At 39.3% G+C, this 22978-nt stretch carries 20 protein-coding genes and 1 other annotated feature; of the genes, 4 read left to right on the top strand and 16 right to left on the bottom strand.

Translation table 11 applies throughout. The annotated features are described in order from the left end of the window. Nucleotides 1-117 precede the first annotated feature (117 nt). The 3 genes from tyrP to tyrS all read right to left on the bottom strand — a co-directional run bounded on the left by tyrP (nucleotide 118) and on the right by tyrS (nucleotide 5202). Entirely contained in the window at nucleotides 118-1536 is a 1419-nt protein-coding gene (gene tyrP, locus IGJ39_RS02125) for a tyrosine-tyramine antiporter (RefSeq protein ID WP_019722733.1), read from the bottom strand. Nucleotides 1537-1780: 244 nt separating this feature from the next. Continuing rightward, nucleotides 1781-3655 carry a tyrosine decarboxylase gene (gene tdc / locus IGJ39_RS02120; protein ID WP_010736392.1) on the bottom strand — a complete coding sequence of 625 codons (1875 nt, stop codon included), beginning with the start codon at nucleotides 3653-3655 and terminating at the stop codon, nucleotides 1781-1783. A gap of 290 nt (nucleotides 3656-3945) precedes the next feature. Next, the gene (gene tyrS, locus IGJ39_RS02115) at nucleotides 3946-5202 is read right to left on the bottom strand and encodes a tyrosine--tRNA ligase (RefSeq protein ID WP_010736393.1); all 1257 of its coding nucleotides are present in this window, start codon (nucleotides 5200-5202) and stop codon (nucleotides 3946-3948) included. Nucleotides 5203-5298: 96 nt separating this feature from the next. Then, nucleotides 5299-5502: a binding site (T-box leader), on the bottom strand. Between the two features lie 295 nt (nucleotides 5503-5797). Here tyrS and IGJ39_RS02110 point away from each other — a divergent pair. Further along, complete coding sequence (locus IGJ39_RS02110; protein ID WP_019722734.1) at nucleotides 5798-6952, top strand: hypothetical protein; 1155 nt, start codon at nucleotides 5798-5800, stop codon at nucleotides 6950-6952. Nucleotides 6953-7096: 144 nt separating this feature from the next. On the opposite strand, the gene dhaL is transcribed toward IGJ39_RS02110, so the two are convergent. From dhaL to dhaM, 3 genes are read right to left on the bottom strand one after another with little or no spacing between them, the layout of a single operon-like run. After that, entirely contained in the window at nucleotides 7097-7702 is a 606-nt protein-coding gene (gene dhaL / locus IGJ39_RS02105; RefSeq protein WP_029593968.1) for a dihydroxyacetone kinase subunit DhaL, read from the bottom strand. A gap of 14 nt (nucleotides 7703-7716) precedes the next feature. Beyond that, on the bottom strand, nucleotides 7717-8700 hold the full coding sequence (gene dhaK / locus IGJ39_RS02100; RefSeq protein ID WP_010736396.1) for a dihydroxyacetone kinase subunit DhaK: 984 nt from the start codon (nucleotides 8698-8700) through the stop codon (nucleotides 7717-7719). A gap of 1 nt (nucleotide 8701) precedes the next feature. Continuing rightward, nucleotides 8702-9100: a dihydroxyacetone kinase phosphoryl donor subunit DhaM gene (gene dhaM / locus IGJ39_RS02095; RefSeq protein ID WP_019722736.1), complete on the bottom strand. Its 399-nt coding sequence runs from the start codon at nucleotides 9098-9100 to the stop codon at nucleotides 8702-8704. Between the two features lie 193 nt (nucleotides 9101-9293). Between dhaM and IGJ39_RS02090 the strand changes: the two genes are divergently transcribed. Beyond that, nucleotides 9294-9614, top strand: a complete 321-nt coding sequence (locus IGJ39_RS02090; RefSeq protein ID WP_019722737.1) for a heavy metal-binding domain-containing protein — start codon at nucleotides 9294-9296, stop codon at nucleotides 9612-9614. Between the two features lie 77 nt (nucleotides 9615-9691). Here the strand turns inward: IGJ39_RS02090 and nagE are convergent, their stop codons facing one another. From nagE to IGJ39_RS02070, 4 genes are all read right to left on the bottom strand, one after another. Continuing rightward, nucleotides 9692-11686 carry an N-acetylglucosamine-specific PTS transporter subunit IIBC gene (nagE, locus tag IGJ39_RS02085; RefSeq protein ID WP_019722738.1) on the bottom strand — a complete coding sequence of 665 codons (1995 nt, stop codon included), beginning with the start codon at nucleotides 11684-11686 and terminating at the stop codon, nucleotides 9692-9694. 269 nt (nucleotides 11687-11955) lie between these two features. Then, the gene (locus IGJ39_RS02080; RefSeq protein WP_019722739.1) at nucleotides 11956-12738 is read right to left on the bottom strand and encodes an LPXTG cell wall anchor domain-containing protein; all 783 of its coding nucleotides are present in this window, start codon (nucleotides 12736-12738) and stop codon (nucleotides 11956-11958) included. Between the two features lie 238 nt (nucleotides 12739-12976). Further along, nucleotides 12977-14632, bottom strand: coding sequence for an FAD-dependent oxidoreductase (locus IGJ39_RS02075; RefSeq protein WP_019722740.1), 1656 nt, complete (start codon nucleotides 14630-14632; stop codon nucleotides 12977-12979). 3 nt (nucleotides 14633-14635) lie between these two features. Continuing rightward, on the bottom strand, nucleotides 14636-14947 hold the full coding sequence (locus tag IGJ39_RS02070; protein WP_019722741.1) for a rhodanese-like domain-containing protein: 312 nt from the start codon (nucleotides 14945-14947) through the stop codon (nucleotides 14636-14638). A 171-nt stretch (nucleotides 14948-15118) separates the two neighbouring features. Between IGJ39_RS02070 and IGJ39_RS02065 the strand changes: the two genes are divergently transcribed. Then, on the top strand, nucleotides 15119-15379 hold the full coding sequence (locus IGJ39_RS02065) for a metal-sensitive transcriptional regulator (protein WP_010736403.1): 261 nt from the start codon (nucleotides 15119-15121) through the stop codon (nucleotides 15377-15379). A gap of 166 nt (nucleotides 15380-15545) precedes the next feature. On the opposite strand, the gene IGJ39_RS02060 is transcribed toward IGJ39_RS02065, so the two are convergent. Further along, entirely contained in the window at nucleotides 15546-16361 is an 816-nt protein-coding gene (locus tag IGJ39_RS02060; protein WP_019722742.1) for a Cof-type HAD-IIB family hydrolase, read from the bottom strand. Nucleotides 16362-16434: 73 nt separating this feature from the next. On the opposite strand from IGJ39_RS02060, the gene IGJ39_RS02055 reads away from it, so the two are divergent. Beyond that, nucleotides 16435-17382, top strand: a complete 948-nt coding sequence (locus tag IGJ39_RS02055) for a LacI family DNA-binding transcriptional regulator (RefSeq protein ID WP_029593972.1) — start codon at nucleotides 16435-16437, stop codon at nucleotides 17380-17382. A gap of 274 nt (nucleotides 17383-17656) precedes the next feature. Here the strand turns inward: IGJ39_RS02055 and tnpB are convergent, their stop codons facing one another. The 5 genes from tnpB to IGJ39_RS02030 all read right to left on the bottom strand — a co-directional run bounded on the left by tnpB (nucleotide 17657) and on the right by IGJ39_RS02030 (nucleotide 22783). Next, nucleotides 17657-18805, bottom strand: coding sequence for an IS200/IS605 family element RNA-guided endonuclease TnpB (tnpB, locus tag IGJ39_RS02050; RefSeq protein WP_438764152.1), 1149 nt, complete (start codon nucleotides 18803-18805; stop codon nucleotides 17657-17659). 16 nt (nucleotides 18806-18821) lie between these two features. After that, nucleotides 18822-19226 (bottom strand): IS200/IS605 family transposase, encoded by a 405-nt coding sequence (gene tnpA / locus IGJ39_RS02045; RefSeq protein ID WP_019723868.1) that lies wholly within the window; start codon nucleotides 19224-19226, stop codon nucleotides 18822-18824. A gap of 220 nt (nucleotides 19227-19446) precedes the next feature. Further along, on the bottom strand, nucleotides 19447-19818 hold the full coding sequence (locus tag IGJ39_RS02040; RefSeq protein ID WP_019723867.1) for a DUF7006 family protein: 372 nt from the start codon (nucleotides 19816-19818) through the stop codon (nucleotides 19447-19449). A gap of 373 nt (nucleotides 19819-20191) precedes the next feature. Then, entirely contained in the window at nucleotides 20192-20743 is a 552-nt protein-coding gene (locus IGJ39_RS02035; RefSeq protein WP_019723866.1) for a CDP-alcohol phosphatidyltransferase family protein, read from the bottom strand. A gap of 123 nt (nucleotides 20744-20866) precedes the next feature. After that, nucleotides 20867-22783: an endonuclease MutS2 gene (locus IGJ39_RS02030; protein ID WP_019723865.1), complete on the bottom strand. Its 1917-nt coding sequence runs from the start codon at nucleotides 22781-22783 to the stop codon at nucleotides 20867-20869. Nucleotides 22784-22978 lie beyond the last annotated feature (195 nt).

Genomic DNA, 22978 nt, shown 5'->3' with positions numbered 1-22978 from the left:
AAAAGTTGAGACGGCTCTATTTTTTTTGCTCTTGATTTTTTAAGAAAAACAACACCTACGAAGAAAACAGTTCTTCATAAGTGTTGTTTTATATTCTCTAAGAGATCATTTTTCCTGTTATTCTTTTAAGTCTGCTTCAACTTCAGTCAACCAGGTTGCTTTCTTCACGCGATTGATGATCAGCGGAATAACGAACATCACGATTGCGATGACCGCAACAAGCAATGCATCCGCTAATGTTGAAGTTCCTAACGTTGAAACAACAACGGCGATAATTGCCAACATCAGCATACAGCTAACCAGCCACGCAAAGCCATTTCCTTTTTTACCGATTCGATAAGGACGAGGCAATTCTGGATGGCTAGTTCTCATTTTCACTAAAGATATGGCGATCAAGAGATATACGATGCAATAAATCACTGTTGTTGCATTCGTCAATGTAAGAAAGACCGCACTTACATCATCCATGACGCCATAAAGTAACGCAAAGAGGGAAATAACTACTGATTGCGTCAACACCACATTTCTTGAAACACCATATTCATTTTCTTTATGAAAGCCAAATTTTGGTGGCAAGAATCCTTCACGTGCTACCTGGATGATCGTTTTAGAAGGTCCAGTTACCCAAGCAGACAATTGTAATAACACACCAATAAAGACCATAAAGCTGAAGATATTACCGATGATCGTTGGCAATCCTAAAATATCACAATAGATCAATACTGGTTGTGTGATGTTTGCCAATTCCATTGTTCCTTCTGGTACGACATTTGCAACAAACAAGGCGTTGATGACATTCAATAAAACTAGTCCGATCAATGCAATAAAGACCCCTTTAGTATAGTTCTTCGTTGCATCTTTCAAACGAGGCATATACACTGAGCTCATTTCGATTCCCACAAAAATAAATGTGATCCCTGCCAAATATTTCAATGAATCACTGTGTTGTAGATCAGGCAATGCTTTCGACCATGAAAAATCCCCCAAATAGCCATTTGAAACAAGTCCCACTTTGAAAAACGCTAAGATCCCCAAAACAAACATGATCACCACAGGAATATAAACACCCAACCAAACACCAATATTCCCGCCAACTTTCGCCATGTCAAACTTCAAGTTGAGCAAGGTGATGATCCAGTAAATGACCAAGATACACCCTAAAACGAAGTAGTGATTGTTGCCAAGAGCCGCGTTCCCAAACGTATTCCCTAACAATGGACCTAAGGTAGAAGCGACCATGACCATTCCTGGGAACATTTGCACCCAAAGTAACCACGCAACGACAAATCCCCATTTACTACCTAGTGCTGTTTTGACCCAAAGTTGCGGGCCTCCTTCTTGTGGCAGCATCGTTGATAATTCACCTGAAATCATTGAAATGGGTCCAGCAAAAAACAAGACGGCAAAAATCGTGTAAAAAATCAATGTCCAACCAACAGCTGACAATGTTGGGATACTACGAACAGTGGCACATAGCGCCATGGTCAAACCAATGAATGTTCCTAGCCCCATTTTACTTACTTGAGCTTTACTCAATTTTGACACTCTCCTTATTCATAAATAAATAGGCGTGTCTTTGAAACTTTTCATTAACAGCAACTAAAAGCAAACGTATGGCCAACTTGTGCTTTGAGTATTCTTTGCTTGGATCATCAAGCTTCAAAGGCACGTCAACGTGAAATATTTGATAAGAGAAAGGAGGCTCATCCTTTGTTCGTTTGGAACGAGAAATGAGCGCTCATTCTACTTACTCTCTCTTCGTTCATCAAAAGATTTACATTTATTTTGTTTCGTTTGCCACTAACTGATCTGCATAGATTTTTTCTAGTTTGCTTTGAAGCGCTGCTTTGATTTTTTCTGCATATTCTTCAAAATGTTCTGCTTTATTCATATAAGGCGTCATGACACTGGCACGTAAGACTGTGACTTTTCCAGCACGTTCCCATTCTTCTTCTGTAAATCCTAATTGTTTTACAAATTGAAGTGGGCTATTGCCATAATCTGGAATTGCAAAGTCTGTATGAGATGTCAAGAATTCATTGCCATAGATGCTTCCTTTGACATAAGAAGAATAGTCATACACATCATGGTTCAACTGGTTCATCGCTACCAGATCGTCATTTCCTTTTTCTTTGAATACATAATCAACCATATTGAAATCTGGATAAGTCAATGGATGAACTTCGATTTCTTTATCGCCCACTTTGAAGGTTAAATTGTTCAAGAAGTGGAAGAAACGATGTGCGCCTTCAATCGATGCTCCCATCAATTTACCATAACCAGTCACATTAAGCGGTAGTACATGATGCGCTGCCCAAACACTTGCGGCAGTTGCTCCGGCTTTTGATCCTTCCAAAATATAGGCACCAAGCAATGCTGGGATATCTGCTCCTTTTTCAAATACATAGGTTGCAAAGTAAGAGATCACATCACGCATACGAATGTCTTGGATCACGATACCTCCAGCAGAGTAAGGAACATAGCCCATTTTATGTGGATCGATCGTCACTGATTCTGCTTCTTCAATTGCTTGATATGCACGGTGTACTTCTTCTAAAAGATAATCTTTATTTTCTGTGAAGACATGATGTTTTGCGTGTACTTCTTTTAATTGATCAAATGGGATGAATTCATTGTTCTCATCAAGGAAGATCGCACGTCCGTAACCACCATAAGCTGCATCTACGTGTAGGTAGAAATAAATGCCTTCTTTTTCTAGCTTGCGACGTAATTCAACGATTTTATCGATTTCATCGATTGCCCCTTCTTCAGTAGAACCAACGACACCAACGACACCTAAAACCGGTGTTTGTTCAGCAGCCAATTCACGAATGATTGTTTCAAGTTCCTTGATGTCCATGCGGTAGTTGTGATCCACAGGCACTGGAATCACTTGATCTAGACCGACACCAATGATGTCTGCTGCTTTCAACCATGAATAGTGTTTTGTTTGTGGGACTAACCATTTACCTAATTGTTGAAGATGTTTTCCACTGCGTGCAGAATGTGCTTTGATCTCATCGATTTTTTCTGGCACTTGATCTAACAGATCAATGATTTCCCGCGTTGAAAGATTCATCAATTCCCAATCTGTTTGACCTGAAACCAATTCAGGTGCCACTTCTTTCATTGCAAGTGGCAATGATTTAATGTTGCGCGCATACCAAAGACCTTCTAAATTTGCTAATGAGCCATCTGCAACGATATGGCCCCAGCCATTTTTGTACCCCATCAATGTAGCAAATTCCATTCCAACTTCTTCTTCCATTTGACTTGTTGCTGGAGAAGATTCATATGCGACGTTATTTCCATTCCATAGCATCGCAAAATTATAGGCTAATAATGATGGCATCAATGTTTCAGAGTTCATATGACCCCAATAACGACCTGCATTATGCCATGGGACAGAGTGTGTACGCATCCGCGTAGAGATTTCAGCTAACACGTCTTTTGTTTTATTGATCGTGTGCGCGAAGCTTTCACTGCTTTTTTCTTCCGGCGTAATGATCGGCATATCTTGTGGCATATAATTTTGACGCCATCCTAAGTGCTCGTCCACTAATTCATTTAACAAAGCTTTATAGATTTGGCCATTCTCTGCTTTGTCTCCAATGAATAGTGCATTCAAATTTAAATCATTTACCTTTGATTCCATTTAGAAACCCTCCTAAAATAATTTTTTAAATTTTGTCGAGGCTTAGATTACACCTGTTTTTTATTTCTGTAAATATCACTATTCCTATTTTCCTCATTTCATTTTAATGTTTTTAATTGTTTGAATTGTTGGTACAATTGATAAAAATTAAAAAAAGGAGGGAATTTACAAATGTAAATTCTCTCCTCATGATTGTATTAACGACAACCGGCGTAACTATTAGGATAAATTTCAAAAATTGGAATTTTGTAATGGAATAGACCTTTTACAAGGTAAAAAATTACTAAATTCTAATCAACTACTTTGGCCAAAAAGTAGCGTTTTTTCCCTTTTCTGATCACTACGAATTTACCATCAAATTCTGTAGCTGGATCAATGACAAAATTTAAATCGGTTACGCGATCACCGTTAATACTTATAGCTCCGTTCGACACATCTTCACGCGCTTGACGTTTTGATGGCTCGATTTTTGTGGAAACAAGTAGTTCCACGATATTTTCAGGGGTACTTGAAATCTCTACATTCGGCATGTTTCCAAAGCCTTGTTCGATTTCTGACGCATTTAGTTCTTTGATATTTCCAGAGAACAATGCAGCTGTGATTTTTTGCGCTTCTTGTAAGTCTTCTTCGCTGTGGACAAAACGTGTCACTTCTTCTGCCAAACGGCGTTGTGCTTCACGTTTTTCAGGTTCTGTCTCCACTTTTTTCGCTAATTCATTGATTTCTTCTTGTGATAAGAAAGTAAAGAATTTCAAGTATTTCACAACATCCCGATCATCTTGATTCAACCAGAATTGGTAGAATTCGTACGGGGATGTTTTTTCAGGGTCTAGCCAGATTGCACCACCGGCAGTTTTTCCGAACTTTGTTCCATCTGCTTTTAGCATCAATGGGATCGTCAACCCAAAGGCTTCCGCTTCTGGTCCTTCCAATTTACGGATCAGATCTAAACCAGCAGTGATGTTTCCCCATTGGTCAGCTCCACCGATCTGTAATTGCACATCATATGTTCTGTGTAAGTGCAAGAAGTCGATCGATTGCAAGATTTGGTAAGTAAATTCGGTAAATGAAATTCCGACTTCCAAACGACTTGCCACGATATCTTTCGCTAACATCGTATTGATGTTGAAGTTTTTTCCGTAGTCTCTTAAAAATTCTAATAAAGAAATATTTGATAACCAGTCATAGTTGTTCACAAATGTAATATTGGCATCTTTCCCAAAAAGTTTGCGCATTTGGTTCGATAATGCATCCACATTATGTTGGACTTGTTCCATCGTTTGTAAGACACGTTCGCTTGTCCGTCCACTTGGATCACCGATCGTTCCAGTTCCTCCACCAATCAGGATGTATGGATGATGCCCTGCTAATTGGAATCTTTTCATCATCATGAACGGGATCAAATGCCCAATATGCATCGAATCTCCTGTTGGATCGACACCACAGTAAAGCGAGATACTCTTTTCTTCAACAAGCTCGCGAAGTCTTTCTTCGTTGGTTTGTTGGTTAATGGCATCACGCCAAGTTAATTCATCAATAATATTCATAACATTTCCCTCCATATCTTTTTTTATGAAAGCAGGTCCCTGCCAGCATGTCATTTATTAACGGGCAGACAACAAAAAAATCCCTTGACAATCAAGTCAAGGGACGAAAATTCGCGGTACCACCCAAATTATATGTTTGTTTTCCAAACATATCTCTCTAACATTTAACGCTGTCGCGTGGCTTCATGCCATAGACTCCTAAAATGTAATTCGCGCTAAAGCATGTACTAGTTCACAGCAACCACTAGCTTTCTGAAACATTGGCTTTATCCACTACTTCGTTTTATTCATCGTCTAATTCCTTATTCATCTATCTCCTATCTTAGAACGCACTGTTTTTTTTGTCAACAAAAAAATTTTTCTTGATCATCCGAACGATAAAAAATAACATCGTTTTTTAATCTTGAACTAGGCGGAAATGGATTTAATTGCAGAAACCTTTATTGATTCCATTGCTCGATCTGTTGAAACATGTTCTTCTTCTTGCACGCACCATTTTTTTCTTTAATTACATAATTGTCGTTACGTTAATAACTCAAACAGCTGTTATATTGTTATAGGTATCAAAAATTATTTTAGAAAGAAGGAATAAAAAATGAAATCGATGATTTTGAAAATTGCTTTATCTGCTAGTGCGATTTTATGTGCAGTCTCATGCTTGAATGTCTCTCAACCTGTCGGCGCTGAGGAAATACATCCAACAGCTGGCGAAACTGACTTCATTGGCGCCTTTGCCATTAGTGGGTCAGATGTTGTATTGGAAGTTGGCGAAACGTCTAACGAGAATATTTTAACAGCTTCTCATGCCCGCATCACAAATTCGATTGGCGTAGAAGTCCCTCCGATCATCAAGTCAGCCAATGTACAAGACACTCCAGGCATCTATCAAGCAACGATCGGCACGACCATCATGTCTTCAGTAGAAAAAGAGATCACAGTCACTGTCGTCGATAAACTTGAAGACTGTCCGACTTATGGTATTTATCAATTAACTGCTGATGATGCAACGGTTCCGGTGGGGCAAGTAGATGAAGCAGCTATCCTTCAAGCAACAAATGCGCAAGCGCTGACTTCTGGCGGCTCTCCAGTAGATGTTGTGATCAAGAAATCAAATGTAGTGAATGATACCCCTGGTACGTATCAAATCGTTTTAGGGATCAAAGAAGAACCAAAGATCCGTAAGACAGTCCAAGTCACAGTTACTAATGACGCAGGGAACGAGCAAGAAAGTCTTTACTTTGTCGACGCATCGGATGCTACTGTCTCGATCGACCAATTGGACGAACAAACGTTGATCATCATGACTAATGCCAAGGCAACTGATATTTTAGGACATTCCTTGCCTGTAGAAATCAAACACTCCACAATCAAGTTCGAGCCAGGAAATTACACTGTTACATTCGGTCTCAAAGGAGACTCAAGTTTATTTACTAAAACTGTCAATCTTACCGTCACTTCGGATAACTACGTTCCTTCCAGATTCTTTTTGCAAGCATTCGATGCAACTGTCCAGTTAGGTCAAACGGATGACCTCTCACTGATCCAAGCAACCGGCGCAAATGCCGTGACTCTCCTTGGGCAAAAGGCAAATGTTTACGTGAAGCATTCCTCGATTGAAGCAAACAAAACTGGCGAATTTGCCGTGACATTTGGCGTAACAGAAGATCCAAGAGTCGAAAAAACGGTAACAGTCTCAGTGGTTGATGAAATCAATCGTCCAGAATTGGGCGGTGGCATTGGGAATATCTAACAAACAACCACTTGTCTCACCTTAAACAGGATAAAGGACGGACCAAAAAATAATGGTTTTAAAAAAGGCGTCATCCACATAAGGTTAAAACCACTGTGGATGGCGCCTGATTTATCGAGGTTAGATCCTTCTATCCAACCTTTTTTATATTTCGTCGATTATTTCTAATAACGTAGTAAACAAGATGGCACTAGATGCCGCACCAGGATCAATATGACCGATTGAACGTTCACCTAAATAAGAAGCACGTCCTTTTTTCGCGACTAAACCTGCTGTGTGTTCTTTTGCCTGCTCAATTACTTCTTTCGTAAGATTCCCTGCGGTTAGTGCTTCAGCTACAGGGAACCAAACATCTAACATGGTTTTATCTTCTTGTTCCGCTTTTCCTCTTGCTTGGATGCCGTTCGCTCCTTCACGGATGAACTCACCTAATTGTTCTTGTGAATCGATCTGCTCTACTCCTTTTGTTGCTTTCATCAAATTCATAAACGCAGAACCGTAAAGAGGACCCGAGGCGCCTCCTACTTTGGAAATCATTGCCATAGAAAACATCTTGAAGGTATCACTGATAGTGTCAGGTGCCTTCTGTTGAAAAGCTGCTTCATAAGCTGTCACACCTCTTCCCATATTATTCCCATGATCCCCATCGCCAATGGGGGTATCTAAATCACTTAGGTACGCTTTTTTCTCTTTGATCTCTTCAGCAAAGCGGTTAAGCCATGCTTGGATCTCTTTTACCGTCAACTTCATTTTTTCATCATCCTTTACCATGCAATCGTTTCTACGTGACTTGTTAAAGCTTCTTTCCAAGTGGTTTCTGTTAAGTCAACCATTGTTAATGATAGTCCCTGCATATCCAATGAAGTCATCAAATCACCGACTTTATGGAAAGTAACATCCACCTGTTCTTCATTCAACAACGTCAACACATCATTCATGAATACAAATTGTTCCATCAATGGTGTACCACCCATCCCATTCACTAAGACACCGACTTCTTTTGGTTTTTCAGTATATTCACTCAAAATTTTCGTGACTAACTCTTTCGCTAACAATTTAGAGGGTTGCAGTTTTTCTCGACGATAACCTGGTTCGCCATGAATCCCTACACCGTATTCGATTTCGTCTTCATTTAGGTCAAAACCCGGCTTCCCTACTTCTGGGACAGTCGCAGCCCGTAATGCGACACCAATTGTTTTGGTCGCAGCAACCACTCGCTCTCCTAATTCCTTCAGTTGAGTCAAGCTCGCGCCATTTTTGGCAGCATCTCCTAAAATCTTATGGACAAGAATAGTCCCCGCTACGCCACGCTTCCCTGCCGTATACGTGCTGTTTTCTACCGCGATATCATCATCGACCACTACTTCTTCGACGTCAATTTCATCCATAGCAGCTAACTCTTTTGCCATTTCAAAATTCAATATATCTCCAGTATAGTTTTTGATGATCAATAACACACCTTGTCCTTGGTCCGCTTCTTTGATCGCTAGTTGGATTTGATCAGGTGTCGGTGAGGTAAAAACATCCCCCAAAACTGCTGCACTTAACATGCCATCTCCGACAAAACCTGCGTGAGCTGGTTCATGTCCACTACCCCCTCCAGAAACTAACCCGACTTGTTCGTTCAACTGATTTTTCGCAATTACACGAGAATCTTCTACACGATGTACTAGCTCTGGATAACTCTTTACGATCCCTTCTAGCATTTCTTCTACGATATCCCCAGGTTCATTCATGATTTTTTTCAATTTACATCCACCCTTTCTTCCCTGCTTGTCGTGCTTCTTCTATGATTTGTTCGATATTGTCGGTTGTCCCTGCTGTAATAGCAGCCGCAAAGGCTCCTTCTACTAAGGGGGCATCCACCAAGTAGTAGTTTTTTTGTTGGGCTTCCTCCAATAAATCTTTTGCCAATTCTGAATTCATCACTGCGCTACCAAGATCAGCAAAAACAAAATAAGCAGATGAATCGGCTGATTGATTGACGGCATCAACGATCTTCATCGGATCAGAACCGAGTTCTCCCTCTTCGATTCCGCCAAGTGATAATACTTCTACGTCATCGGTTTGTTGCATTTGTTCAATCATTTCTTTGATACCATCCGTGACCTTCTTACTATGGGAAAGCAGTAAGATACTTTTCTTCAACGAATTCCCCTCCTTCAGTTTAGCACCCTTTCTGTAAGGGTTTTCTTGATACTGTATTAAGTATATATCAACTCCTATGGGTAATGGAAATAATGCGATATAATGAACGATAGTTTTTTTATTTATGTGAAGATAAAGATAGGACTAAAAAGAGATATTTGCTATACTTTCCTTAAAGAAAGGAGTGATCAAAATGATCATTACAACAACAAATAGCGTAGAACATCAAGTCATTGAGTCTTATGAGGGAATTGTTTTTGGTGAAGTCATTACGGGAATCAACGTCTTAAAAGATTTAGGTGCAGGGATTCGTAACGTTTTTGGCGGACGCTCAAAAAGTTATGAAGGGGAATTATTGACAGCAAGAGAAGAAGCATTAGCTGAAATGGCGCAACGCGCAGAAGCACTTGGCGCAAATGCGATCATCGGGATGAAGATGGATTATGAAGTCTTAGGTTCAGATAATGGGATGTTGATGGTCACTTGTAGCGGGACGGCTGTTCGATTGATTTAACAAAAACGAAACAAATAAACGAGTGAAGACCCGCCAAATTTCTAGGGTATCCACTCGTTTTTTTACTCACACACGTTTCACAATGACTGGACTTGTCCAATCACCTCATTCGCCTCAACCATCGCTCTTTTTTCAATGGTTAGACTTTCAACTTTCTCACTATTTGTAAATACAACGATCATATCTGTTTGTTTACCTGCTTTTTCTAGCATCGCTAAGTCAACAACTGCCAATAATTGACCTCGTTCCACTCGTTGTGCTTGTTTGACATAAAGAGTGAAGGGTTCTCCTTGTAAATCAACGGTGTTGATTCCCATATGCACCAATACTTCAAGGCCATTGTCTGTTTCGATCCCCAGTGCATGTTTCGTCGGAAAAATACTAGTGATCGTTCCACTGATTGGTGCAAATATTTCTTTTGCTTCCGGCAAGACTGCATAGCCATCACCCATCATTTTTTCTGCAAAAACAGGATCGCCGACTTCAGTGATCGGAATGATTTTACCGAGCGCCGGTGCATAGAGTTCAAATGTTTCCTTACTTGTCTTTGAAGCAGAAACCGGCACATCTTGGTGAGGAATTGATTGAGCGGTCTCTCTCTTTAGCTTACTACCTTGTTGGAGTTTCGTCATTTCGTCTGCTACAAATTGGACCTGTGTGCCTACAATGACTTGGATATTTGTTTGATCAATTACTTTTACCCCTGGGACGCCAGTTTGTTTAATCGCTTCTTGATTTACTTTTGCTGTGTCTTTTACCTGTAGACGCAAACGTGTCGTACAATTATCGATTGCTTGTACATTTTCTTTTCCACCTAATGCATCATAGATCACCGCAGCTAGTTGACTAAATTCATTAGTTCCCGTAGCAATATCAGGTGTCTCTTCGCCAATTTCTGTTTCTCTTCCTGGTGTCATCAAATTGAACTTTTTGATGGCAAAGCGGAAGCCAAAATAATAGATAGCTGCAAAAAATACTCCTTGAACAAGCAACATCAATGGTTGATTGGCGACTGGATTCTGCAACGACAAAAAGTAATCCACAAAACCAGCGCTAAAAGCAAAACCAGCTGTCCAATGGAAAAAGGCACTGATTGCTAATGAAATTCCTGTAAAAATGGCATGGATAACATACAACGGCCACGCCACAAACATAAATGAAAATTCTAATGGTTCAGTCACACCTGTAAAGAACGCAGCAAAACCAGCTGCTAGCATCAAAGAAGCGACTTGTTTTTTCTTTTCTGGACGTGCACTTTGATAAATAGCAAAGGCCCCAGCAGGTAAACCGAACATCATGACTGGGAAAAACCCAGCTTGATACATACCGGTTTGTCCAATTATTGCTTTTCCACTATCTAACGCTTGTTGTCCAGCTAAAAAGTTTCCAATATCATTGATACCTGCCACATCGAACCAAAAAACAGAATTCAATGCATGATGTAAGCCTGTTGGAATCAATAAACGATTGAAGAAACCGTATAGTCCTGCACCGACAAACCCTAATTGAGAAATCCCCTTCCCAAAGGAAACCAGTACATCATAAACAGTCGGCCAAATAAATAATAATATCGCAGAAATAACCAACATGCTCAAGGCAGACATGATCGGAACTAAGCGTTTCCCACTAAAAAATGATAGGGCCATAGGTAATTTCACTTGGCTAAACCGATTATACATCGCAGCAGCGACTAATCCTGCCACGATTCCAACAAATACATTGTTATCCATTGTATTGAAAGCCGGATTGACTTCAGTGAGATCTCCCAGATGCAATAATCCTTGTACTGAATCCGCAGATAAAACGGTTTGAGGGATCAAGTAAGCGACCAATCCTGCCAAAGCAGCTGATCCATCTTTGTCTTTTGACATTCCCAATGCCAAACCCACCGCAAACAATAAGGCAAGATGGTTAAGAATCGCTAGCCCCGCATTCATTAAGAAGGTCGTTCCCGCATTACTGATGCCTACTCCTACGAACCAATTCGCAAGACCAACCAGTAAAGAAGCCGCTGGTAAGACTGCTACTGGCAACATCAATGAGCGACCCATTCGTTGCATATATGCTTTCATTCTTTCCACTCCTATTTTCTCTCCGCTCGTGAAAGAGCGTTTATCGTTATTTTTGTAAATTTTCTAGAAAATATCTAAAAACAATAAAACGAGTATACCATTTATCCAAAAAAATAGGAAGCATTGATTGAATACATTTAAAAAACCAGTAAAAGCAACGAAAACGAACGTGAAAATCTATTATCCGACCATTTATTTTTTAAAATAAATATAGACCAATAATCAATCCGTTGTTTTCAAACAACAAAAAAGAGTTTGAGATGTCATTCTCAAACTCTTTTTTGATACACAGCACCGACAAAAACAACCAGCAAGCACAAGCTACCGATCACCGACAAATAAATTGACCGACGATCGCCCGTTTTTGGTAATGTCTTCGCGGGTTGTTCTTCCACTACTTTTGTTTCTGTTTCAGTAACTGTCCCCGCTTCTACCGAACGTTTTCCAGCGGAATGCAAGGTCGCCTTGATTCTTTCGATACTGGCAGACAAATCTGCTTTTCTTGCTTCGAAATCGGCCATTGCCGCTTGAGCTTCTGCTGCTTTTTCATGGATTTCCGTACGAGCTGCTTGAATATCCGCTTGTGTCTGATCCACTGACGCAACCGTAGACGTCGCTAAATCTTGCAATTCCGTTTGTACTTCGGTTGCCCGTTGGGTCGCAGATGCTATTTTTTGTTTTGCTAATTCGGCTTTTTCTCGCTCTTCAGCTATTTTCTCAGCTAACTCATCGCGATCACTCGCTGCTTGATTTGCTAAATCGTTCACTGTTTGATCGATTTCCCTTTGTTTTTCGATAAGTTGTTGTTTCGCTTGTTCCAACGTATCTTCCACTTCTTTACGTTGTTGCTCCAACTTCTCCCAACGAGTCGAATCTGATGGATCAGTTTCGTTAAGAGGTGTATGTGACGAGTCTAGTGGCTCCTGACTCTCCTGGATCTGTGACTCACTGGTTTCTGATGCTGGCTGACTTGAATCTGCCCGGACTGTCTGACAAAGAAAGAAACTGCTGGAGATCAGTGCAGCAAAAAGTACTTTTTTCATTTTGTGCATCTCTGCCATCCCCTTTCATTTTCACTAGTTGTTCATTATAGAAAAAAACTGAGGAATCGCCTATAAACAATTGACGTATTCTGTCTAGTTGTATCGATGAAAGGTTGGAGTTTTGTCATTCGTCAGCTCCTATCCTTCAAAAAAATAGCCTAAAAAAGCGCCAAGTTCTAAAAATAGAAAAACGATCATCCAAGCTTACTACTTCCCTTACAAAGCTCGTCGGTCACACCCTCAAGTTCTACCCTTGAGGATAGCATAATTCATCTGGTCTGACGGCTTGGTACAGAGAAAAAGCGCCATCTAAATTTTTCACAGTGAATCCCGCTTGTTTCAAGATTCTTTCTGCTAAGTAGCTACGTAATCCACTATGACAACTGACGATATATTCTTGTTCTTTATCCAATTCGTCCAATCGTTGACGCAATTCAGATAAAGGGATATGGCTAGCTTTTGGGAAATAACCTTTTTGCAATTCTTCCTTATTCCGAACATCAAGCAATTGTTTCCCATGTGCTAATTCTTCTGGCAATTCATGCCACTGTATCATCTCACTCAATCCTTCGATGACATTCATCGCAATATAACCTAGCATATTTACTGGATCTTTCGCTGAACCAAAAGGCGGTGCATAAGTCAGTTCTAACTCTGGCAGGTCGAAGACTGTCAAATGCCCTTTAATGGCTGTCGCAAGAATATCGATTCGTTTATCTACTCCTTTTTGACCGATTCCTTGAGCTCCATAGATTTCCCCAGTTTCCGGATGGAAGATCAATTTCAACAACAAGTCCGTTGCACCAGGGTAATAGCCAGCATGATCTTTACCTGAAGCATGGAGGACTTGAAAAGATAAACCTGCTTTTTTTGCTTGTCGTTCTGTGATACCTGTGGAGGCAGCTGTCTGACCAAATGCTCGAACAATAGCCGTTCCAAGGCTGCCTTGATTCAGGCGTGGCCGCCCAGCCATGTTATCAGCAGCTTGTCGTCCTTGTCGATTCGCAGGTGAAGCTAAAGAAATCAATGCAGGTTCCTTCGTGATTTGATGTTTCACGACAATCGCATCTCCTACTGCAAAGATTGCCGGATCACTCGTTTGATAATGCTCATCCACAACGATACCGCCACGTAATCCCAACGTTAAACCTGCCATCTCAGCTAAACGACTATCTGGTTGGACCCCCACCGAAAGAATCGTCAAATCTGACTCTAACATTTCGCCATTTTCTAGACGAAGCATGTTTCCTTGTTCTTCAAAACTAGTAACGGCACAATTGGTTAAAACTTGAACATCATTATTTTCTAATTCTTTTTGTATAAAAGAAGCCATCTCTTCATCCAACGTCGGTACGACTTGCGGAGTCCGTTCGACAATCGTTACATCCAGTCCACGTTTTTTTAGATTTTCTGCTACTTCGATCCCAATAAAACCGGCGCCAATAACTACCGCTTTACGAGGTTGTTCCTCTAATTTTCCCATGATAGCATCAACATCTGGAACATTTCTCACAGTAAATACATTTTTTGCCTCAGACAAGCCTGTGATCTCAGGTATAAAGGGTTTAGCTCCTGGAGAAAGCAAAAGGGCATCATACGTTTCTTTGCGAGATTCCCCTCCATGAGAAACTTCCACTTCTTTTGTTTCTGGAAAAATCGCTGTGACTTCATGATCCACTCGAACGTCCAAACGAAAGCGTGCAGCTAAACTTTCAGGTGTTTGGATCAAGAGCTTTTCTCTTTCATCGATTTCACCAGAAAGATAGTAAGGAAGGCCACAATTAGCAAAAGAAACATTGGGCCCTTTTTCAAAAACAACGATTTCTGCATCTTCTTGCAGTCGTCTTAAACGAGTAGCCGCAGACATCCCTCCAGCAACACCGCCAATTATCACAAATTTCATTTTTTATCTTCCTCCAATCTTTTCCCCAAACCATTGATTCATCCCGCCACGAATATTGATTGCCTGATAACCAAGATTTTTTAATTCTTTCGTCGCTTGCTTACTACGCATTCCTGACTGACAAATAACGTATACCGGCGCTTGTTTATCCCCATTATACGTACTAATACGGTGTAAAGGAATATTTTCCGCTTGCTTAATATGCCCACCTCGGTATTCAGCCGGTGTTCTAACATCGATCAATTGGATGTTTTCTTTTAATTTATCTTGCAAATCCTTTACTGTTATTGATTGACTAAGTTGAAATAATCCCATTTTCATTCTCTCCTCTTTTTTTAGAAAAATATACCTACCGGGGTATATTCAACACGATAAATGTGATTATGTCAACCATTAAAACTTTTAATTTCAAAAATTTGCAGTTTTCATTTGCAAATAATACCTATATAGGGTATTATTTGCAAAAAAAGAGTGGGAGGTTCTATGATGACTATTGACAACAAAACAATTCTAAATCGCTTGAGACGTACAGAAGGACAAATTCGTGGTATCCAAAAAATGATTGACGAGGAAAAAGAGTGCATGGATATCATTACACAATTAAGCGCTGTTCGTTCAAGTATTGATCGTGTCATGGGGATGATCGTTGCTGAAAATTTAAAAAACTGCTTGGAGCATCCAGAAAACAGTGTGGAGGAACAAGCAAAAAAAATGGAACAAGCCATCAATATGATCATCAAAAAATAAACGCAGCAAGTTTCTGTCTCGCACTACTTAAAACCGAATAAACGGCGGAAACAAATGGAACCTCTTTGAAAAATAAGGCATCATCCACAAAAATTTGAAAAACAATTTTCGTGGATGATGCCTTATTTCTTATAGCTCAATGTTTCGGTAATTTGCCACCACTAAGTTACGTATATTTCCCTTCTACAATTGCTTGGATCGTATCGAGTACAGCCTCTGTATTATTTGATCCGATAATCGTCGTAGCTGCTTCTTTGATCTTGGGCTGTCCATTTTCCATAGCAAAACTGTGCTTGATCTGTTGGATCATTTCAAAGTCATTCCCGCTATCGCCAAACGTAGCAATCTCATCCTCACTGATTCCCCATTTTTTGCCTAACAAGCGTAACCCGTTTAGTTTGTGGACACCAGGGATGATCAAATCGATATCTCCATGACCACTAGAGACCGGTATCAATCCCTCTCCTAAAGAATGCTTTAAGGCAGTTAGTTTTTCTGCCGCTTCTTGCTCATTGAAGGATAAAGCAAACTTGAAAATCGTTTCTTCTCCCTTAGCTAACGTATACAGGTCTTCTACCTTTTCAAGCTTAGGGTAGTAAAAACTTGCACGTTCAAACAACTCCTTAGAAACCGTATTAGAGAGATAGGCACTCTGTTTCCCACATAAGATCAAGTTCATTGGCGCTAACTCTTCCAATACATCTAATGTCTGAACGATTTTTTCAGGACGTAATTCTGCATTGTACACATGGTCTTCACCAATTAAAATATTTGCCCCATTTTCTGCTACGAATGCTATACTTTTATAAAGATCAGGGAAGAATGAACGCAACTGGAAATATTGATTTCCACTTGCTACAACAAACTTTATTTCTTTTTCCTGTAGCAAGTCAAAAAGTTTCTTAAAGCGTTCTTCATTGTATTTCTTTTGATCATTCAAAAATGTACCATCCATATCTACAGCGATCATTTTGATTGTCATTCCATTCCCACCTTTCAGAAAAAGTATACCTACTGGGACGCGTCCCAAGTCAAGAGAAAAGGAGGAAAATCCCATCGTTACGATTCGAGAAATCGCAAAAATGTCAGGAGTATCCAAATCTACCGTTTCCAGAGTGATAAATAACGACCGTTACGTATCCGATGATTTACGAAAAAAAGTCCAATCCGTTATTGAAGAGACGAACTATGTGGTGAACGGCAATGCTGTAAAATTGAGTAAAGGAGAAACCTATACTTTAGGTGTTACCTTGCCTAACAATAGTTCTTGCTATAATCAATTGGTGGATAGTATCTTGTATCAGGCAAAAAGTAAAGGGTATCAAGTATTATTACTCCCTACTTATTACGAAAAGGAGACGGAGAGTCACTATTACACACTACTAGAGCAAAAAATGATCGACGGTCTTATTCTGACGTCACGAACAAAAAATGATGAACTACTTGAACCTCTTCGCTTCAAAGGAAAAATCGTCTCAACTGAAAAGATGGACAATGACGACCTTGCCATGATTTATCCGGATCGAAAAAAAGCGTATGATCAATTGTTTCTTACCCTGCATACCCGTGGTATTTCCAGAGTCATCTTTACTACTAAACGCAGTGCCTCACAAAGCCAGACTACAAAAAATAAATTGACTGCTTATGAAACGTATTTTGGAAAAGCGATTGAAGGAAAAAACTATTTCACTGGTATCGAAACCTATGCAGATGGCTATGCGTTCGCAATAGAGATCACAACTCACGCCTCTATTCCAGAGGTAATCTATGTCAATGGCGATGATACAGCAGCCGGTGTAATTTCAGGAATGAAACAGGCAGGATTCATTCATAAAAAAGATTTCACTGTCATAGGTGAAGGAAATCTACCATATAGTGAGATATTAGCCTTTTCAACTATTGATTTCTCCCCTAAAAAAATCGGCGCCTCCGCAGTAGATTTTCTCTTATCCCAGAGTGACAGGATCGTGCAAGCAGAAGATCCAGTAATTATTTGGCGATAATGCGAAGTAGCTCCTTCAGAAATAAGCGTGAGACCTCAAAATTCCAAGAGGAATTTTCTGGGTTTCACGCTTATTTCTCAGGGCTGAACACTTAGGTCACAGCTTTTCTGTATAGTGAACTACTCACCACTTAGCTAAACCTACCGGTTTTTAACGCTTGAAGTGGGAGCTTCTTGGGAATAGAGCATACTTGCAAGCGTATTTCTTTACTCACAGCGGTTTCTCTTATTTACCAAGCTATCCCCGTAGTTCCTACGGTTTTTGATGATTGGATCTAAGCTAATCCCATAGAATGTAGTCTTAGACCTTCGGTCAGAATATTGATACTAGCATTGATATCTCGGTCATGATGAACATGACAAACAGGACAAGTCCATTCTCGAATTTCTAGAGATTTCTTGCCGTCTTTGTGTCCACAATTCGAACAGATTTGACTAGATGGGAACCACTTATCCACTTCGATAATATTTCGACCGTACCAGTCAGCTTTGTATTGTAACCTAGTCACAAAACTAGACCATGAAACATCCCAAATACTTTTTGCTAGTTTATGATTACGCAACATACCTTTTGTATTTAAGTCTTCTATACAGATCATATCGTGGTTTTTGATAATCTCTGTGCTCAACTTGTTTAGAAAGTCATTGCGTTGATTCATTACTTTTTCATGTAGTCGTGCTATTTTACGTTTTTGTTTTTGATAATTTCTAGCTTCAAACAGATTGATACCTTTTTGTTTAGCTAATAATGCACGTCTTGACAACTTACGTTGTTCACGTTTTAGTTTCTTTTCCATTTTTGACGTGAACTTATTATTATCAATCTTTTGACCGTCAGAAAGAATGGCAAAATCAGTTATACCAAGGTCAATTCCAATAGAAGAATCGTTTTTAGGAAGTTCAACTATTTCTTCTTTACACAACAAAGAAATATGGTAATTACCACTTGGATGACGTGAGATTGTGGCAGATTTGATAATTCCTTTAGGTTGTCTATGGAGTTTAATCTTGATTAAAGACTTCAACTTAGGAACTTTGATGAATTTATTATCAATCAAAGCTACTGTTCCTTTTTGGTTGTTAGTAGTATAGCTTTGTACAGGATTCTTCTTACTTTTGAATCGAGGAAACCCAACGGATTTATCTCTAAAAAAATTCTTATATGCCTTATCTAAATTAAGTTGTGCATTCGCTAAAGCAAGGCTATCTACTTCCTTCAAAAACGGAAATTCTTCCTTATATTGAGCTGGTGTTGGAAATTTTATTTTTGTAGAAGAATCATTTTTAGTTTCTTCATAATTTTTCATTCGGTCATCAAGCATTAGATTGTAGACCTTACGGACACAACCAAAAGACTTAGCAAAGAAAATTTCCTGCTCTTCTGTTGGATAAATTCTGAATTTATATGCTTTTAGTCGCTCCATAAGACTCACCAACTCTCTATTTGTGGTTATTACCTTGATTCTGAATATACTTTTTGATGACATCAATTGATGCGCTACCAGTTGTCAACAGGCAGAAACTTTTAGACCAAAACATTTCTTTCCAAAGATATTGTTTTACTCTAGGATAGTCACGCTTTATCAAGCGTGAACTAGCGCTTTTATAAGCGTTGATGAACTTTGTCAGCTCTGTTTTTGGCTGTGCTTTGAACATAATATGAACATGATCTTCATCATGATTCCACTCAACGAGAGTGATGTGATATGACTCTGCAATTCGTACAAAAGTTATTTTAGCAAATTCAGATATTTCATCATCAATCACTTGTCTACGGTATTTAGTTACCAGTACAAGATGATAATAGAGAAGAAACACTGAATGATTATTAGTATCTAGTTCCATTGTTATATCAGCTCATTTCTTATATAGACTGATTATAACATAGTACAAAATAAAAAGGCAATATGCCTTATATGTCGGTTTTCGAGTTACCAACGGTAACCCTCATACCGAATGGCATTCATCACCCACCTATAGAGGATGAGCGACTTCTGCCTGAATTAAGTTAAAAACTATGTCGAATCTTTTCCCTTGATAGAGAAACAGCTGTAAGATTGACTGGCTATTTTTCACTCAGATAGATCAATCCGCGCGGAATAGGATCTTTCTTCGTTAACCCTATCCGTTCTCTATAAAAAGAAAAGCTATCTCTCTTGATCATTTCAATGATTTTCTCTTCATTCATTTCTAATTTCAACGATTCGATACATTCCGCCATTTCGTAAAGTATCTGTAGCTGTGCATCGATCCCTAACAACTCTTGTAATTGCTCAAACACAGGTCCGTCCTTTTGAGAGACGACCTCTAAAAAACGATGATGAAGTTCTTTGTAAAAAGAAGCTAAAAGTGGATAGTTGATGGAAAAACAGTTTTCCATAAATTCTCTATAATGTTTTAAGTATTCTTCACTAGATTGAATATTCGATAAATTCATAAATTACCTCTCCTTCTGATGATTGATAGTAAAACCTAAAATATGTACATATGACTGATTGAATCGACCTTATTTTTTGTGAACTACCTGTTTCTCGAATAGATTATAATAAAATCATATAGTCTTCTCTGTGTAATTTCAACTTCACATATTGCCTAACTCCTTGAAATATTTACTCTTGAATCATTGCTACATCTATGCTTCGGCATATTACCAGCTATTTTTTTTGCATTCAGTTGATTTTTTTATCTTAAACAAAAAAAAATCAATCTCAGCCAATTTTGACTTCGATTGATTTTCGATAAATTCTTCACTTAAATTGCAACGATGCTCTTCTCATTCGCCGTTACAACAATAAGATACACCAAACTACCTAGCGCTTCAGTAGTTTACGATACTCCAAAGCATATAAAACAAAGGACTGAGCCAAACTGTAGGTAATGATTGCAAATATCACCATGACCCATCCTTCAGGAATCGCCGGGAAAAGTAACAGCAGAATCATCCCTACATAAATCACAGCTGTCGCCCATTTACCATACCACTTTGCTCCATCTAATTTGACCTGTTTACGCAAAGCAACGATCCCAGCAATCAGCATAAATGCTTCTTTCACAATAAATAAAGCTAAAACGAGCCAGATATACGGACGTTCCCATGCCATGGAGATGATCAAGACCAATTGCGTCAACTTATCACCGATTGGATCAAGAACTTTTCCAAGTTCTGTGATCTGATTGAATCTTCGGGCGATGTATCCATCTAAAAAGTCTGTGACTCCTGAAAAGAGGATGATCGATCCAGCCAGATAGAAAGCTTGCTTACTCATAAAATACAAATAAAAAGGCAATAAAAGAATTCTTATAATCGATAGTAGATTCGGAATCGTGCGAATTTCTTTTCGCCAATCAGATGCTCCATTCATTACTTAACAACTCCCAAAATGTCATTTCATCTATTTTACCGTACTTTCCACGTGGAACCAATTAATTGTCAGTTTTTTATTGCGAGCTCTTCCAATCCTTCGTATGCCATTGTGAATCTGTTATTATGTTTTTTCGGAGTTTCCATTTCGTGCAGCCTGACGCTGACGGGTTTCTTTTAATAATTTTTTGTGGGCTTTTTTTGAACCTCGTTCGATATCTCGTTCCCATTTTCTCGTTTTAAAATCTGTAAATAGCTGATCGATCTCATAGCCTACAGGATAAAGTTCTTCTGCTCTCATTTTTAAAAGGACACGCTGTCGAAGGACCGTTTCTTTTTGGTTATCGACAAAAATCACGATCGTCTCTTCGCCAGTGTCTTCAAAGACTAATGCTTCTTTTTTGTATTGGGTGGCATATACCCGATCCCCTTTTGAAAATAAAACCTTTTCTTCGTTCTTGACTTCTTGCGTCTTCACTTGTTGTTTGAATAAGCGTTTTTCCCTTGAATAGTCTTTCGTAGAAAGATACTGCTGAGCTTGTTGGATCAAGTCCTCTGACATTTGCATTTTTTTAGCGATCCACAATGCTTGGCTTTCCCCTGTTTTTCCTACCTGTAATTGATACTTTGGTTGTAAGGCTTCTCGGTCAAAAGCCATTGCTGCCGGCACAAAATCTTCATGTCGTTCCGCAAACTCTTTGATTTCGCCGTAATGGGTCGTTGCAACCATCAGCGCACCTTTCTCATACATTGCAGACATGATGGCGATTGCTAAAGCTGCACCTTCCGTTGGTTCTGTTCCACTACCGATCTCATCAAGTAAAACTAGGGTATTTCTACCCACTTTATTCAAAATCTGTGCGATATTTTGCATATGCCCAGAAAAAGTACTCAATGCATTCGCTAAATCTTGTTGATCGCCGACATCGACAAAAACTTCGTCGAATACGGCAAGCTCTGTCCCATCTTTTGCTGGTACTTGCAGACCAAACATTGCCATCAACGTCAGCAATCCGACTGTTTTCAAAACAACTGTTTTCCCACCAGCATTTGCACCTGTGATCACTAATCCACGATATTCTGCACCCAAATCAAAATCTAAGGGAACAGCTTTTTCTGATAACAGTGGATGTCTCGCTTGTTTCAGATGGATGCGTTCTGATTTATTGATGATAGGTGTGATGCCATTGATCTCTCTACTGTATTTCCCACGTGCGAAAATAATATCGAAAACGGTGACCGTTTCGATGATTTGATCGATTGCCTGTTCATTTTCAGCTAATGCCCCAGTCAAACTTGCTAGAATCTGATATTCTTCAGCAATTTCCTCTGCTTTCAATAATTGATGTTGTGCGCTTGCTTTAGCGACTGCTGTTGGTTCGATGAATACCGTCGTACCTTTATTCGACTGTTCAATGATCGTTCCGGCTACTTTATTTTTATAACTCGCTTTGATCGGGATCGTTGCGTGTTCCCCTTTTTGAACAATCATCGCTTCTTGGATCATTTCTTTATTCCCAGGATGTCGCAAGAATTTTAGCAAACGATCTTGGATTTCTTTTTCTACCGTTTGGATTTGTTTTCGTACTTTACGTAGATTTTTTGATGCTTCATCTGCGACTTGTTGGTTCTTGATTTGTTCATAAACTAAGTCCTCTACTGATTGAAGATCCGGTAGATTTTTACTGTACGCATACAGTAATGGCGTTTGATATTGGTTTTTTTCAAAGAAGCGAGTGATCATTCGACTGCTTCTTAAAAAATCAGCGTATTCAATCAATTCAGCGGGGGTTAAGATCAAGCCTTTTTTCACTTGGTCAGTTAATGCCACAATTCGTGTTAGCCCCATAAAGGGCACGTGCTGGCTACTTTCTAAAATCGTACGGGCTTCTTTCGTTTCTGTTTGTCTTGTTTCTACGGTCTGCAGATTTGTCGGGATCGACATTTCTGCCAGACGTTCTTTCGTGTGATCTCCGATTGCTCGGGCAATCACTTCTTTTCTGATTTGTTCAAATTGTAATTGTTTGATTGTATGATTCATATTCTCTCCTTTTCTTGAAGAGATACCTGTCCCCAAAATAAATAAAGACCTAAAATAGAATAAAAGGGCAGGACACAGCTAAAATAAGACATGTCCTCCCCTTGATTTGATTACAAGAAATGTTTCAGACAGGTACCATCTATAAGCACACCAAATAAGCCTACTGCTTTATTGGTTATTCAACTTACTCGATTA

The sequence above is a fragment of the Enterococcus sp. AZ140 genome (assembly GCF_051714405.1).
In the GTDB taxonomy this organism is placed as follows: Bacteria; Bacillota; Bacilli; order Lactobacillales; family Enterococcaceae; genus Enterococcus_B; species Enterococcus_B pernyi.
This window is presented reverse-complemented; position numbering and strand designations above follow the sequence as displayed.